The sequence below is a fragment of the Halorussus amylolyticus genome, assembly GCF_004143485.2.
GTDB lineage: Archaea > Halobacteriota > Halobacteria > Halobacteriales > Haladaptataceae > Halorussus > Halorussus amylolyticus.
In genome coordinates, this window is sequence record NZ_ML974132.1 from 198,920 (window position 1) to 213,400 (window position 14,481).

Here is a 14,481-nt window from a genome sequence, read left to right on the forward strand (position 1 = left end):
CGCGCCCGGCGCTTGGGGGGGGCGGCGCCGGCGCCGGGGCCGCCCGCCACGCGCCCGACCGCGTCACGATTCCCGAGTCGGGCGACCCCTCGTACCGTCGGTGGCTCCCGGCTCCGAGCGCGATGGACTCGTTCGATAGTGACCACTACCGGAGTCGATACCTCGACCTCGCCGCGCTACGGAAACACTCAGACCGGACCATCTCGACGTTCCACCGCGAGCGAGTCGGCGCTCACCTCGAATTTTTGGGCGTCGGCGACTCCGCCGAAGGGATGGTGAGTCTCTCCGGCGTCGGTTCGACGGAGGCCTACGTCGTGTTCGGGTCGTACGAAACCGACGCGGTCTTCGAGTCGGTTCGCGAGAGCGACTTCTCGGAGACCGGCACCGACGGGGAGTACCGGTTCCTCCACCGGAACGACCCCTCCCGGACCGTTGCGGTCGGCGAGGATGGGGTCGTGTACGCCCGTGACACCGACTCCGAATCGTTCGTAAAGGCGATTCTCGACGCCGAGCGCGGCGACGAGTTGCGATACCACGAGACCGACGAGGCGTTCGCGTCGATGACCGACGTTATGGGCGCACCGGCGGTCGCGACGGCGGAGACGACCGACCCTACATCTCGCCCGAACCCCGAAACCCTTCGGTTCGAGGGAAGCGTCGGCCACGCGACTGGGCGGTCGCTGGCGGACGGCACGGAGTACGTTCGACACGCGATTCGATTCGCTGACGCGGCCGACGACCGCACCGAAACCGTCCGCGAGACGGTCGGTGACGACGATTCGTTCGCGGAGGCGTCGGTGTTCGCCGAGGACGAGACGGTGTTTCTGGACGCCGAACTCGAATCCGAGGGCTGACGACCGAGCTCGCACCCAGTCAGTACGTGGACCGCCTCGCCCCCGGTTCGCCCCGGACGCGCGCTTTGAGGTAGTCTATCGCGACGATGGAGGCGGGAGCCGAGAGGCAGAACCCGGCCAGCAGGCTCCGGTCGTGGGCCGAGAGTTCGACGCCGAGCGCGGACATGACGACGACGAACGCCGCGACCGCTCCGGCGACCGCCCCGACCTTCCGGGTCGCTCGCTCGAAGTCGAACCGTTTGGCGGGCCGGTAGAGCAGATTCTCGGCCGCGACCGCGAGACCGACGCCCTCGGCGACCCCGACGAGGGCGTAGGCTCCGGCGGGGTACTCCGGAAGCGGGTGCGGGAGCGCGACGACGCCGAGGACGACCGCGATTGCGAGGACGCCCGCCGTGCGCGTGCGGATGGCCCCGAGCAGGCGCGCGAGGTGGGACGACTCCTCGCGGAACGGGTCAGTTGGCTGAGAGGGCATGGTGTCCAATCGTGCGGTTTGCGTTATCAATCTCTTGGACGCGACGGCGTTCGAAGCAGTTCGCGAACTCGACGAACGCGAATTCGGTGAGAGCTATCCCAGCGAAAGTCACAGCGACGAACGCGGATTCGGCGAAAATCACAGCAACGCTACCTACTCCCGGTACCTATGAGAGACCGCACCGCACAGCACCGCGCCCCGTGCCTCCCCGCCTGCGCGCTCGGTCGCGCCTACGGTGCGCGACCGAGCGCGCGGCGCATCCCGTGGTCGGTGTCGTCTTCGAAACCCCGTGGTCGGTCACACCTCCGGACCTCCGTGGTCGGTGTCGCCTCCGAGACCGCTCACACCGCGTTTCGCCAGACGAAAGACCCAAGCACCCCGCACGAGACGCCCAAGACGAAGCGCATGGACCGAATCCCCTTCGGCGTCTCTCGACTCGACTCCATCATCGGCGGCGGCGCGCCGCCCGGAAGCGTGGTCCTGCTCGTCGGCGAGACCGGAGCAGGTGCCCGCGAGTTCCTGTTCACCAGCGCGACCATCAACGGACTCGCCCGTACCGACGCCGAGCAGTTCGACCTCCACTACGGCGACGTGGACGACCGGGCCGCGATTCCCGACGAGATACATTACATTTCGTTCACCCACAGCGCCGACGAACTCGCGCGCGAAATCGCGTACACCATGGACGAGGAACTGGTCGGGGCGGGCATCGAGGCGGTGACGTTCGAGGACCTCAGTCAGGAGTACTTCCAACTCTCGACGATTCCGCGCGAGTGGTACACCCGCCGGACCCAGACCATCACCGACCTCGGGGAGGGCGGCGACCGCCGGGACGTGCTGGAGGCGCTCGGCGAGTACTTCAATCGTCACGCCGCGGGCAATCTCGTCCTGCTCGACTCGCTGACCGACCTCGCGCGCGCCCCGAACGAACACCTCGACTGGAACGACGTGACGCTCCTCGTCAAGGGTCTCCAGAAGGCCTCCCGCCAGTGGAACGGTCTCGTCCTCGTGTTGGTCAACGGGGACGCTCTGACCGACACCGAACTGGGGAGTCTGATGAGCGCGGCCGACGGCACCATCGCGTTCGAGTGGGAGACCGGCGGGAGCGAACGCGACCGGGCGATGTTCGTCCGGAACTTCCGGGGAGTCCTCCCGCGACTCGAAGCCGAGGACATCATCCGCTTCGAGACCGAGGTTCACGAGGGCGGGTTCGACATCTCCAACGTCCGGAAGATTCGGTGACTGCGGCCGGGTTCCGGCGTCGGGTTCGGCGCGGGAAAACTACTTAATGGTGGTAGCGAAACGCCACCGCATGGCACGCGAACAGCAGGGGCGGGTGAGGCGATGAGCGTCCTCGGCGGCACGCTCGGAAAGGTCGCGGCCGCCTTCGTGGTCGGAACGGTCCTCACGAGCGCGGGTCTCGGTGCGGCGTTCGCGACCGGAACGCTGACCCTCGACCCGCCGACGGTCGAATCGATACAGAACGAATGGGGCGAGGTGACCGACGAGACGACAGGCATCGAGACCCGACTTGTGGTGACCAACCCCAACGGGGTCGCCATTCCGGGGGTCGCTGGCGTCGAGTACGACGTGAACATGAACGACGTGACCGTCGCGTCCGGGTCGAGCGGCGGTATCGGTCTCTCGCCCGGCGAGAACGAGGTCACGCTCCGGACCGACATCGACAACGGAAAGATACCCGCGTGGTGGGCGACCCACATCAACAACGGCGAGGAGACCACGATTTCGATTCGGCCGTCGCTCGACGCGCCGCTTTTCTCCTCGGAGTTGCCCGCCCAGGACCGGACGTTCTCGACCGACCTGCTCTCGTCGTTCGAGAGCGACTCGGGCGAGTCGGTGACCGCTGGCGGTCGCACCCTCCTGACGGTCGAGTCCACTGACGCGTCGTGGGGCGAGGCGACTGCCGAGGAGACCCCGCTCCAGTTCTCGGGCACCGTGACGAATCCGAACGACGAACCCCTCGAATTCGCCGAAATCGGCTACACCGTCTCGATGAACGACGTGACGCTCGCGGAGGGGACCACCGGCGACCGCGTCGAAATCGGGGCGAACGAGACCGAGACCATCCGCATCGACTCCGCGCTCGACAATCAGCGCCTCGACGAGTGGTGGGTCAGCCACCTGAACCGCGGCGAGAAGACCGACCTCGAAGTCGAAGCGTTCGCGGAAGTCGAGACCGACGACGGGACCCAGCGCGTTCCCCTCTCGTTCCTCAGCAAGCGCGTCGTCTTCGAGACTGACATCCTCGGCGGCGGCGCGGCGACAACCCGCGCGGCCGATGGCGACGGTTCGGAATTCGAATCGCCCACGATAGAGTCGGTCGAGCGCGACTGGGCGAGCACGGATTCGGGCACCCGATTCGCGACGACCGTCGTCGTCAACAACCCCAATCCGGCGAACGCGACCCCCGGCGAACTCGCGCTCGACGCGACCTACCGCGTCGCGCTCAACGACGTGGGCCTCGTCAACGACAGCCAGCGCGCCACCCTGACGGAGGGCCGCAACGAACTCGGATTCGAGAGCGACGTCAGCGACCGAACCATCACGGAGTGGTGGGTCAGCCACATCGAGCGCGGCGAGCGAACCGACCTGACGACCGAGGCCGACGTGTCCGCGGACCTCGGATTCACGAGCGTCCCGGTCGAGGTCCCCGACCAGAGTCGGTCGTTCGAGACCGACGTGCTCTCGGGCTTCGACGACTCCGAGCAGGAAGTCAGCGTGCAGGGGCAGCATCTCGCCACGATGGACGACATGACTTCCGAGTGGGGCGACCCCACGATGAACAAGACTCCGATGGTCGTCTCGGGCGAGGTGACCAACGAGCGAACGTTCCCGCTCACCATCGAGCGGTTCGGCTACGAGGTCCGGATGAACGACGTGGTGCTGGCCGACAATGAGAGTCACGTCGGCACGACGGTCCCCGGACAGTCCACGCGCGACATCGAGACGACCGGCTACCTCGAAAACGACCGGATTCCCGAGTGGTGGGTCAGCCACCTCGACAACGACGAGCGCTCGGAGCTCTCGGTGTCGTACTACGCGGTCGTGTCGTTCGGCGGGCAGGAGTACACCGTCGAACTCGATTCGATGAGCTACGAGGACGTCATCGAGACGAACGCTTTCGGCGACGAGTGAGCGAGTCAGTCTTTTTGATGATTTTTGCGTCGAATCGAGTAACTGAGTGACGCCATTCTTCGAGGGTCGTTGTCCGGTCGGTACGAATCGCAGATGCTTGCAGCAGGAACAGCCAGAAAGCCCCCGCCCGGTCGCGGTCGCTGACCGACATATCCGCGCCTCACCGCAACGCACCGTATCGGCGCGGATAGAGGTCGGTCAGGCGACCAAGCGTTGCGCGACCGGGCGGCCCCTTTCAGTCCCACCCCGTGATTTGTGTCACCGGGCGAACTACCGTGATTTGTGTCACCGGGCGAATTACGGTGGACGATTCGCGTAAATAGCATCTCGCCAACGCGCGAACACGATTCACCAAACTGAGAACGTTCGAGTAACAAGGCATTTGCCGACCCATCCCGAATCGAGTCTCATGATAGGTGTCGTCGGTGGGGGAATCGCGGGTCTCGCGACCGCCCACCGCCTCCAGCAACACGGCCACGACGTGCAGGTGTTCGAAGCCAGCGACCAAATCGGGGGTCTCGCCGCGGTGTACGACACCGCGGGCGACCCCGTAGAGAAGTTCTACCACCACCTCTCGGCGTCCGAGGAGACAATCATCGACCTCATAGAGGAGTTAGGACTCGGCGACGACCTCGTCTGGCCCATCGGCAAGAACGCCTACTACATGGAGGGAACGGTCCACCCGATGGACAAGCCGTGGGAGATTCTGGCGTTCCCGTACATGAGCGCGTACGACAAATTCCGGCTCACGATGCTGACCCAAGAAATCGACGTGCGCGGCGGGGTTCCGAAGTTCGACACGTACGAGACCCTCGAAGATTTCGAGGACGTTCCCATCGAGGAGTTCCTGCTCGAACACACCTCTCGGGGCGTCTACGAGGGCTTTTTCGAACCCCTTCTCGACGCGAAGTTCGGCTCCCGGAAGGGCGACGTGAGCGCGGCGTGGCTGTTGGGTCGCATCAAATTCCGGGGCGAGCGCGACCTGCTCCGGGGCGAACCCCTCGGCTACTTGAAGGGCGGGTTCGGCCAACTCCTCGACGCCTTGGTCGAGTCAGTCGGCCGCGAGAACATCACGACGAACGCCCGCGTCGAGGAAGTCGGCATCGAGAATGGCGCGGTGGAGAATCTGACGGTCGCGGTCTCGTCGTCGGCGACCGCCGACGACGAGACCGAACGGACAGCGGCCGAAGCCGAGGCCGACGGCGGTCGCGAAGCGTCCGGCAGTGGTGCCGAGCAGTCCGACGGCGGCGTCACCACCGAGACCCACGACACCGACGGCGTGGTCGTCGCCGCGATGCCCAACGTCCTCGAAGCGCTCACGGGCTACGAGTGCGACATCGACTTTCAGGGCGCGGTCTGCGCGCTCGTGACGATGGAGGAGTCGCTGACCGACACCTACTGGCTCAACATCGGCCACGACGCGCCCTTCGGCGCGCTCATCGAGCACACCAACTACGTCCCGCCCGAGAACTACGGCGGCGACCACCTGCTCTACGTCGCGAGCTACATCCAGGACTACGAGGAGGACCTCTGGCAGATGGACGACGACGAAGTCGAGGACCGCTGGCTCGGCCACATCGAGGAGATGTTCCCCGACTGGGACCGCTCGCAAGTCAAGCAGTTCCGACTCGCGAAAAATCCCCGCGCCGCACCAATCTACGAACGGGGCTACCTCGACATGGTGGTTCCCTACGACCTCGCCGACGAAGTCGCCGAGGGCGTCTACTACGCAGGGATGGCGAGCAGGGCGCAGTACCCCGAGCGGAGCCTGAACGGCGGCATCGTCGCGGGCTACGAGTGTGCCGACAGAATCGCGGGCCGGAAGGAAGTCATCCGACCGGAGTGACCCGCCGGACGGCGACCCCGGCCGAGATGCCAAGGGTTTAGTTTTTCGGGCGAGGTACCCCGCATAATGTCCGACTCCGGCCCAAACTCCGACGCCGGCCCCACCTCCGACTCCGAGTTCGATTCCGGTCGCGAATCCGGCCCCGGACCGAACGCCGACGGCGACCCGAGCGAATCGGCGGAAGTCGTGCGGGAGGCGGTCGAACGCTCCCGGAGCGGCGCGCCCGCGGTCGGTGCGGTCGTCCGCGACCGTTTCTCGTCCGACGAGGTGTTCCAGCGAATCGTCGCCGCGGCCGACGAGGAGATAACGTCGGGAAGCCGCGAACTGTTCTTCAGCGCGCTCGCGGGCGGGTTCGCCATCACCATCACGTTCATGCTGTACGTCTCGATGACGGCCTCCACCGGGAACGACCCCGTGTTGAGCGCGCTGCTGTATCCGCTCGGATTCATCTACATCATCATCGGCGGCTACCAACTCTACACCGAGAACACCCTGCCCCCGGTCGCGCTGACGCTCGAACGGGTCGCCAGCATCCCGGCGCTGCTCCGGAACTGGACGGTCGTGCTGGCCGGAAACTTCACCGGCGGCGCGGCCGGTGCCGCCGCGCTCGCGTTCGGCGGCGTCCTCTCGCCGGAAGCCGCGACGGTGGCCGCCGACCTCGCCGAGAAGGGAGTCGCGACCGGGTGGTGGCCGCTGTTCTCGAAGGCGGCGTTCGCGGGCCTTATCGTCGCGGGCGTGGTCTGGGTCGAGTACGCCGCACGCGACACGATTTCCCGAATCGTCGTGGTCTATCTGGCGTTTCTGGCGATTCCGCTCGGCGGCCTGTACCACTCGGTCGTCTCGTTCACCGAGATGTTCTACCTCGTCCTGCTCGGCGACCTCGCCGTCCTCCCCGGACTGACCGATTTCGTCCTGCCGGTCCTGCTCGGGAACACCATCGGTGGCGTCGTGCTGGTCACGGTCGTCAACTACTTCCAGACGACCGAGGAGCGAATCGAGTCCGCGCGGTTCGAGGGTGCCGACCGACAGCTCTCGATGCGCGAGTGGTTCCTCGGCGGTCTGGCGGGCCGGTCGTACGTCCCGCTCGTCGACACCGCCGAGACGCACGGCGGAAGCGCGGACTTCCGCGTGGTGGTCCCCATCGACAACCCCCGGGCTGAGTCGAGGCTGGTGGACCTCGCGTGTACGGTCGCCGCCAGACACGACAACGCGAGCGTTCACGCCGTCCACATCGTCCAGACGCCCGCTCGGGCGTCTCGGGGGTACGGCGGTCGCCGGAACGAGCGCATCGTGGCCGAGTCCGACGAACTACTCGAAAACGTTCGCGAGACCGCCCGCGACTACGACGTGGCGTTCGAAACCTCGACGGTCGTCTCCCACCGGTCGTTCGAGGAGATTTTCGACATCGCCGAGCGAAAGCGGGCAGACCTCGTGGTGATGGGTTGGGGCGACGACCGAATCTGGTCGGCGGGTCGGGCCGAGCGCACGCTCGACGACCTCACCAGCGCGCTCCCCGCCGACTTCCTCGTGTTCAAGGACCGCGGACTCGACCCCTCGAAAATCCTCCTACCGACCATCGACAGCCCCCACTGCGGACTCAGCGCCGAAGTCGCCGCGGCGTTCCGCGACGCCATCGGGTCGGACATCACGCTCCTCCACGTCGTGGACGACCCCGAAGAGCGCGACGCGGCCGAGGAGTTTTTCGCCGACTGGGCCGCCGACAACGGACTCGACAACGCCGAAATCGTGGTCCACGACTCGGGCGACGTGGAGGGTGCAATCGCGAGCGAAGCCGCCGACAGCACGCTGTTGCTCCTCGGTGCGACCGACCGCGGACTGCTCTCGCGCCTCGCGACCGACTCGCTCCACCTCGACGTCGTCACCGAGGTGGACTGCTCGGTGGTGCTCGCCGAGCGAGCCACCCAGCGGAGCCTCCGGGAGCGTCTGTTCGGGTAGACCTCTCGACTTACGTCTCCTCGTCTCGCGCGCCGGGCGCGTGCGAGACATCTACGTCTTCGGGGTCGGGTTCGTCGCGGCCCCCGACGTGGACGTTCCCGTCGGCGTCCTCGACGTACACGTCGTCGGCGAACCCGCCCTCCGCGTAGGGGTGTTCGGGCTCTTCGAGCTTTTCGGGCGTTGAAGGAGCGTCGGGGATGCCGCCCGCGGGCGCGAACTCGCCGAGCGGGTCGTCAATGGAGATACCATGACGCTCGAAGAAGTCGCTGTAGCGGTCGTAGTGGTCGCCGAGTTCGTCGGCCGGGAACTCCATCATCTCGGTCCACCCGTGGTTGTAGAAGTCGAAGTTGGCCTGAATGTGGGTGATTTCGCGGGCCTCGGCTTCGGGCGCGCCTTGTTGGAGCGCCACGAGGTAGGTGTCCATCGTGGCGTCGAAGAAGGCGTCGAGGCGGTCGCGCCGGGCCTCGCGGTGTTCGGCGTCGGCCTTCCCGAGGAAGATGTCGGTGTGCATATCGACCAGTTTGTCTTTCACGAGGTCGGAGACGACTGGAAGTTCGAGCGCCTTGCGCGACGCGAAGTGACGGACGTTCTGGCGGATTTTCATGTGCGGGGGTTGGGGACGAACCGTGAAAAGCTCGTTCGTTCGTGAACCGCTAACACGATTGCGAGATAGCAATCCACTTTAACCCCGACGCAGAAGATTCGGTTATGAGCGAGTCGTACGTGATAATCGGTGACGGAATCGCGGGGAGTTCGGCGGCCGAAACCCTCCGCGAGGAGGCTCCGGACGCCGACGTAACCGTCATCACAGACGAAGGTGAGGCCCTCTATAACCGCATCCTCATCAAGGAGTTCGCCAAAGGCAAACTCCCGGAAGCACCGATTTCCATCCACGAACCCGAGTGGTACGACGACCGAGACATCGACCTCGAACTCAACACGTTCGTCACCGGCGTCGACCCCGATGCCCACGAGGTCCACACCCACGACAGCGGCACCTACGAGTACGATAAACTCCTCGTGGCGACCGGCGGCACGCCGACCAGTCTGTCGAGTTTCGGCATCGAGAACGCCGACGCCGAGGGCGTCCACCACTTCTGGACGTTCCAAGACGCCCGCAAGATTCAGGAAAACGCGAGCGAGGCCGACACCGGCGTCGTCGTCGGTGCGGGCCTCCTCGGTATCGACCTCGCGGCGGTCTGTGCCGCCCAGGAGGTCGACGCCAAGTACATCATGCGCGGCAACCGCTGGTGGCGCTACGGTCTGAGCCTCGACGGCGCGGAAATCATCCACGACGCGCTCGAAGAGAAGGGCGTCGAGTGCGTCTTCGAGAGCGGCGTGGACCACTTCGAGACCGACGCCGACGGGCGAGTCGTCTCGACCGTGGACGCCAACGGCGACGAGTTCGACAGCGAGTTCGTGGGCGTCGCGGTCGGCCTGAACTTCAACACCGAGTTCCTGCAGGGCGCGGACGTCGAGGAGGACAACGGCATCGTGGTGGACCAGTACATGCAGACGAGTACCGAGGACATCTACGCCGCGGGCGACATCACCCGGTACTACGACGTGATTCTCGACGAGTACGCCCAAAATGGCTCGTGGGGGTCCGCGAAAGAGCAGGGTCAAATCGCCGCCGAGAACATGGTCGCCGACGGCGAGGAGTCTGAGTTCCGGTGGGTGTCGTCGTACTCCATCACCCACTTCGACTTCCCGTTCCTCAGTTTCGGCTTCCCGACGCTGGGCGACGACGAATGCGAGGCCAAGTACAGCGACACCGAGTGGCGTCGGCTCTCGTTCAAGGACGGCAAATTGGTCGGCGGCGTCCTCATCGGTGACATCGCGCCGCAGGGCAACTACAAGGACCTCATCCGACGCGAAGTCGAGGTCGCCGACCAGAAGGACGTGCTGTTGGAAAAGCAGTTCGACCCCGAGGAACTCGCGATTCCCCAGGAGCAGTAGCGTCCGCAAATCGGCGTCGAGTATTCTCTGAGAATCGTTCTCCGCTGAGAGTTACGGTTGTCCGGAATCTTCGGTCTATTTGGAGCTGTATTTTAAATACATAGGGTAGAAATATGAATACTTACCAGTATGTGGAGTTTCGGTAGGTTTATTTATTACACCCGTAGATGACAGTTTGTAGCACGGCACAGGTGCACACATGTCATACGAATGCACGACAGACGGCGACTTCGAGACCGAAGACCGACCGATGCACACCCCGACTTCGGCCGGGTCCGGCATCGAATCGAACGCGGAGACGGAGGGTACCGATGGCTGCTGAGACGTTCGGCTTGATTTCGCTCGTGCCGCCGTTTCTCGCGATTGTCCTCGCGATAGTTACCCGCAAGCCCATTCTCTCGCTGTTCCTCGGAATCTGGTCGGGGGCGGTGATATTCACGGGCGGCCACGGCGTCGTTCAGACGCTCGAATGGGTCGCGGGGTCCATCGGGGACGAGAGCCTGTTCAATCCGAAGATAATGATGATTGTGCTGTTCCTCGGTGCGGGAGTCGCGCTCATTTGGCGACTCGGCGGCGCGGCCGCCATCGCGAACGCCGCGACATCGCGACTCGACACCCAGCGCAAGGTCGGACTCGGAACGTGGATATTCGGCATGCTGTGGTTCTTCGGCGACTACTCCAACACCGCCATCGTCGGAACCACGATGCGGGAAATCGCCGACGAGATGCGAATCTCGCGCGAAAAGCTCTCGTACATCATCGACTCGACCGCCGCGCCGGTCGCGACGTTCGGGATTTCGAGTTGGGTGGTCTACCAACTGAGTATGATACGCGAGGGGTACGACGCCGCCGGAATCGAGGCCGGGACCGACGCCCCCGCCGCGTTCGCGCTCTTCATCCAGAGCGTGCCGTTCAACATGTACTGCATCTTCGCGGTCGTGATGGTCGGCATCATCGTCATCACCCAGCGTGACTTCGGCGAGATGCTCGACGCAGAACACCGGTCGTGGAAGGAGGGGAAGGTCCTCCGGGACAACGCGGTCCCGATGCAGAGCGCCGAGGAGAGCCTTGGCGAGATGCTGACCGACTCGCCCCAGCTCCGGTACTTCCTCGTGCCGGTCGGGTCGCTCATCGTCGTCGTGTTCTCGGGTGCGATTTACACCGGGCTTCAAGCCGCTGAATCTAATGTATCTTTACTGGATGTCAACAGTATCTCCGGCTTCTTCAGTATGCTTTTAGATGTGGTGGGTAACGCCGACTTCGTCAGCGCGCTCCTCTGGGGCACGTTCACGATGGTCTCGGTCGGAATCGCGATGGGCGTCCTCGGTGGCCTCGCGGACCTCGACGAGGCGATGGACACCGTCATCGACGGCTTCAGCATGATGCTGACCGCGCTCTCGATTCTGGTGATGGCGTGGACCATCGGCACCGTCACGACCGAACTCGGGACGGGTGTCTTCGTCACGAACGTCGCCGAGCAGTTCGTGACTCCGCTACTCCTTCCGGTCGTCGTCTTGCTGGCATCGGCGCTCATCGCGTTCTCGACCGGCACTTCGTGGGGGACGATGGCAATCGTCACGCCCATCGCGGTGCCGCTGGCGTGGAGCGTCGCCGGTGGGACTCCCGAACTCCTGCCCGCCGCAATCGGTACGGTGTTCAGCGGAGCCATCTTCGGCGACCACTGTTCGCCCATCTCGGACACCACTATTCTGTCCTCGACGTTCACGGGGGCGGACCACATCGACCACGTCCGGACCCAGATGTACTACGCGGTGACGGTCCTGACCGTCGCCATAACGATGCTTCTGGTGTGGGGTGCGACCAGCGTCACACCGCTGGTGTTGCTCCCGGTCGGCGTCGTCGCGCTCTACGGACTGGTCTACGTCCTCTCGGAGTGGGACGCCAACCGCAAGGACGTGGTCCCGCAGGCCGCGCGCGCACCGCGCGAAGCGTCGGCGTCGGACGACTGAGCGATTTCGGCGAGTAATTTTTTTTTTGCGGCGTGACACTCGATTGCGGCCGGTGACTCGAAGCTACGAGTCCGCTCTCTCGCGCTCGAACGCGGCCCCGGCGACGAACCCGAACATGGCCAGGCCCCATCCGAGCGTCGCCACCGCGACGTTCGACCCGGATTCGATGCCCGAGAGGAGCGCGAATCCACTGAAGGTGAGAACGCCGACGAAGACCGCATTCATCCAGTTCGATTCGTCGGGTCCCCAGAACAGTTCGGGAACGTGAAATGCGATGGCGGTCCCGAAGCCGTACACCTGCGCGATTCCGACCAGTAGAGGGAGTACGCGCGAAACGGGCGAGACGAGCGCGACCCCGACAGTCACCGCGACACCGACGAGGGAGGCGACTGCGTAGCGGGCGAATCGGTTCATGGGCGACGTGTCTCGTGTCGGATAAAAAATCGTTCGTCACAGCTGACCGTCGTGTTTCGCGATGGACCGTCTCGCCGAGCGCGACATCTCCGAACGCAGATATATATGCCACCACCGTCCCGCGAGTCCCACTGGTGACGACAGGTATTTCAGTCGTGCTGTGTCATTTTAAGACATCCATGCCCGCGTTCACGCACATGGACACATCACCATCCAGCCCCTCACACGGGCAGTTCACCACACATGGACGATACAGCCAAATACGTCATCCACGCCGACATCACCGCGGACGGGGTGGTAGAGCGGAGTGACGTCGTCGGAGCGGTCTTCGGCCAGACCGAAGGCCTGCTCGGCGACGACCTCGACCTCCGCGACCTCCAACAGTCCTCGAAACTCGGTCGCATCGACGTGGATGTAGACAGTCAGAACGGACAGTCGTTCGGCACGATTACCATCGCGTCGAGTCTCGACAAAGTAGAGACCTCCATCCTCGCGGCCGCGCTCGAAACCATCAGCAGGGTCGGGCCGTGTCGCGCCAGCGTCTCCATCGCTGGCATCGAGGACGTGCGGGCCGCCAAGCGCCGGACGGTCGTGGACCGCGCGAAGGAACTCCTCTCCGATTCGTTCGACGAGGACGTGATGACCTCCCGCGAGATTCTCGAAGAGGTCAGACAGAGCGTTCGCGTCGAGGACATCGCGGAGTTCGAGGGCCTGCCCGCTGGGCCGCGCGTCGACGATAGCGACGCCATCATCGTGGTCGAAGGCCGGTCGGACGTGCTGAACCTCCTGCGCTACGGCGTCAAGAACGCCGTCGCGGTCGAGGGCACCAACGTCCCCGATTCGGTCGCCGAACTCACCCAGAACCGAACCGTCACGGCCTTTCTCGACGACGACCGGGGCGGCGACCTCATCCGGAAGGAACTCTCGCAGGTCGGCGACATCGACTACGTCGCGTTCGCGCCCGGCGGAAAGTCGGTCGAGGACCTCGCACGCCACGAGGTCATGTCGGCGCTCCGGAGCAAGCGCCCCTTCGAGGCGTCGATGGTCGAGGGCGAAGCCGACGCCGAGGACGACTCCGATTCGGACGCCGAACCGGCGTCTCGCTCGAACACCGGAACGGCGGCGGGGGGACCCCCGGGGGGGTGGGCCCCCCCCGGCCCCGCGTTAGAACCCCGCGAACCCCCCGGAGGGGGGGGGGGGCCCCGCGGGGGGCCCCCCCCCCCCCCCCCGACGCGACTTTCGACGCCGACGACGCCGGAGTCGAGGAGTCGGCGGGACCCGCCGCGACGGACGGGAGCGCCCATCCCGCGCCCGAGACCGACGACTCGGCGAGTCCCGAGACGCCCGAGACGCCCGAAACGCCCGACGACGTGGCCGAATCGCCCGACGCCGGTCCCGCGACCCCCGACCTCGAATCCGCGGTGAGAGCCGAGTCGGGCGTCGAATCGACCACCGCCGAAGCCGAGTCGCTGGCGTCGAACGCCGGTTCGGAGACCGCTTCGGAATCGGCGGACTCGGCCGCGTTCGCGGCCGAGTCCGCCGAGCCGACGACCCTTCGCGAACACGTCGAGCACATCGTGGACGCCAAAACCGGGGCCGCCCGACTCCTCGACGAGTCGCTCGGCGTACTCGCGGAGGTGTCCGCCGAGGAGACCTTCGACGCGGTCGAATCCGCCGACGAGGTGCCCTACGCGGTGGTCCTCGACGGCACGCTCGACCAGCGCGTCCTCGACGTGGCGGCCCAGCGCGGCGTGAGTCAGGTCGTGGCCGCCGAGTTCGGCGACTTCGTCAAACAGCCCGCGAGCGTCCGGATTCGGACCGCCGACCAGTTTTAATCCGCCGAGCGTCTCGGGC

At 65.4% G+C, this 14,481-nt stretch carries 13 protein-coding genes; 10 read left to right on the forward strand and 3 right to left on the reverse strand.

What is annotated here, in order from left to right:
• The coding region (locus tag EKH81_RS08325; RefSeq protein ID WP_202935094.1) for a hypothetical protein at window positions 1-854 on the forward strand (854 nt) is incomplete at its 5' end.
• Between the two features lie 19 nt (window positions 855-873).
• Here EKH81_RS08325 and EKH81_RS08330 read toward each other — a convergent pair.
• The gene (locus tag EKH81_RS08330; protein ID WP_132059514.1) at window positions 874-1,326 is read right to left on the reverse strand and encodes a hypothetical protein; all 453 of its coding nucleotides are present in this window, start codon (window positions 1,324-1,326) and stop codon (window positions 874-876) included.
• 405 nt (window positions 1,327-1,731) lie between these two features.
• On the opposite strand from EKH81_RS08330, the gene EKH81_RS08335 reads away from it, so the two are divergent.
• The 4 genes from EKH81_RS08335 (at window position 1,732) to EKH81_RS08350 (ending at window position 8,284) form a co-directional block, all read left to right on the forward strand.
• Window positions 1,732-2,568 (forward strand): RAD55 family ATPase, encoded by an 837-nt coding sequence (locus EKH81_RS08335; RefSeq protein WP_132059839.1) that lies wholly within the window; start codon window positions 1,732-1,734, stop codon window positions 2,566-2,568.
• A gap of 102 nt (window positions 2,569-2,670) precedes the next feature.
• Window positions 2,671-4,482: an LEA type 2 family protein gene (locus EKH81_RS08340; RefSeq protein WP_132059512.1), complete on the forward strand. Its 1,812-nt coding sequence runs from the start codon at window positions 2,671-2,673 to the stop codon at window positions 4,480-4,482.
• Window positions 4,483-4,891: 409 nt separating this feature from the next.
• Entirely contained in the window at window positions 4,892-6,328 is a 1,437-nt protein-coding gene (locus EKH81_RS08345; RefSeq protein ID WP_132059510.1) for an NAD(P)/FAD-dependent oxidoreductase, read from the forward strand.
• 66 nt (window positions 6,329-6,394) lie between these two features.
• Complete coding sequence (locus tag EKH81_RS08350) at window positions 6,395-8,284, forward strand: formate/nitrite transporter family protein (RefSeq protein WP_132059508.1); 1,890 nt, start codon at window positions 6,395-6,397, stop codon at window positions 8,282-8,284.
• 10 nt (window positions 8,285-8,294) lie between these two features.
• Here EKH81_RS08350 and EKH81_RS08355 read toward each other — a convergent pair whose 3' ends face one another.
• Window positions 8,295-8,888 (reverse strand): DUF6149 family protein, encoded by a 594-nt coding sequence (locus EKH81_RS08355; RefSeq protein ID WP_132059506.1) that lies wholly within the window; start codon window positions 8,886-8,888, stop codon window positions 8,295-8,297.
• Between the two features lie 104 nt (window positions 8,889-8,992).
• Between EKH81_RS08355 and EKH81_RS08360 the strand changes: the two genes are divergently transcribed.
• The 3 genes from EKH81_RS08360 (at window position 8,993) to EKH81_RS08365 (ending at window position 12,213) form a co-directional block, all read left to right on the forward strand.
• Window positions 8,993-10,243: an NAD(P)/FAD-dependent oxidoreductase gene (locus EKH81_RS08360; protein ID WP_132059505.1), complete on the forward strand. Its 1,251-nt coding sequence runs from the start codon at window positions 8,993-8,995 to the stop codon at window positions 10,241-10,243.
• A 199-nt stretch (window positions 10,244-10,442) separates the two neighbouring features.
• Complete coding sequence (locus EKH81_RS19735; RefSeq protein ID WP_274380487.1) at window positions 10,443-10,565, forward strand: hypothetical protein; 123 nt, start codon at window positions 10,443-10,445, stop codon at window positions 10,563-10,565.
• Window positions 10,555-12,213: a Na+/H+ antiporter NhaC family protein gene (locus EKH81_RS08365; protein ID WP_132059504.1), complete on the forward strand. Its 1,659-nt coding sequence runs from the start codon at window positions 10,555-10,557 to the stop codon at window positions 12,211-12,213. The genes EKH81_RS19735 and EKH81_RS08365 overlap by 11 nt, the downstream gene beginning before the upstream one ends.
• Window positions 12,214-12,276: 63 nt before the next feature.
• On the opposite strand, the gene EKH81_RS08370 is transcribed toward EKH81_RS08365, so the two are convergent.
• The gene (locus EKH81_RS08370) at window positions 12,277-12,627 is read right to left on the reverse strand and encodes a hypothetical protein (RefSeq protein ID WP_132059503.1); all 351 of its coding nucleotides are present in this window, start codon (window positions 12,625-12,627) and stop codon (window positions 12,277-12,279) included.
• A gap of 243 nt (window positions 12,628-12,870) precedes the next feature.
• On the opposite strand from EKH81_RS08370, the gene dnaG reads away from it, so the two are divergent.
• Window positions 12,871-14,052: a DNA primase DnaG gene (gene dnaG / locus EKH81_RS08375; RefSeq protein ID WP_162224585.1), complete on the forward strand. Its 1,182-nt coding sequence runs from the start codon at window positions 12,871-12,873 to the stop codon at window positions 14,050-14,052.
• Window positions 13,998-14,462, forward strand: a complete 465-nt coding sequence (locus EKH81_RS08380; protein WP_162224586.1) for a hypothetical protein — start codon at window positions 13,998-14,000, stop codon at window positions 14,460-14,462. Before dnaG ends, EKH81_RS08380 begins: the two co-directional genes overlap by 55 nt.
• Window positions 14,463-14,481: the final 19 nt, after the last annotated feature.

Excerpts from the sequence above, each read along its gene's own strand:
- EKH81_RS08370 (WP_132059503.1), bottom strand. The coding sequence starts at position 12,627 with ATGAACCGATTCGCCCGCTACGCAGTCGCCTCCCTCGTCGGTGTCGCG.
- EKH81_RS08355 (WP_132059506.1), bottom strand. The coding sequence starts at position 8,888 with ATGAAAATCCGCCAGAACGTCCGTCACTTCGCGTCGCGCAAGGCGCTC.
- EKH81_RS08350 (WP_132059508.1), top strand. The coding sequence starts at position 6,395 with ATGTCCGACTCCGGCCCAAACTCCGACGCCGGCCCCACCTCCGACTCC.
- EKH81_RS08345 (WP_132059510.1), top strand. The coding sequence starts at position 4,892 with ATGATAGGTGTCGTCGGTGGGGGAATCGCGGGTCTCGCGACCGCCCAC.
- EKH81_RS08365 (WP_132059504.1), top strand. The coding sequence starts at position 10,555 with ATGGCTGCTGAGACGTTCGGCTTGATTTCGCTCGTGCCGCCGTTTCTC.
- EKH81_RS08340 (WP_132059512.1), top strand. The coding sequence starts at position 2,671 with ATGAGCGTCCTCGGCGGCACGCTCGGAAAGGTCGCGGCCGCCTTCGTG.
- EKH81_RS08360 (WP_132059505.1), top strand. The coding sequence starts at position 8,993 with ATGAGCGAGTCGTACGTGATAATCGGTGACGGAATCGCGGGGAGTTCG.
- EKH81_RS08330 (WP_132059514.1), bottom strand. The coding sequence starts at position 1,326 with ATGCCCTCTCAGCCAACTGACCCGTTCCGCGAGGAGTCGTCCCACCTC.
- EKH81_RS08335 (WP_132059839.1), top strand. The coding sequence starts at position 1,732 with ATGGACCGAATCCCCTTCGGCGTCTCTCGACTCGACTCCATCATCGGC.
- dnaG (WP_162224585.1), top strand. The coding sequence starts at position 12,871 with ATGGACGATACAGCCAAATACGTCATCCACGCCGACATCACCGCGGAC.
- EKH81_RS19735 (WP_274380487.1), top strand. The coding sequence starts at position 10,443 with ATGTCATACGAATGCACGACAGACGGCGACTTCGAGACCGAAGACCGA.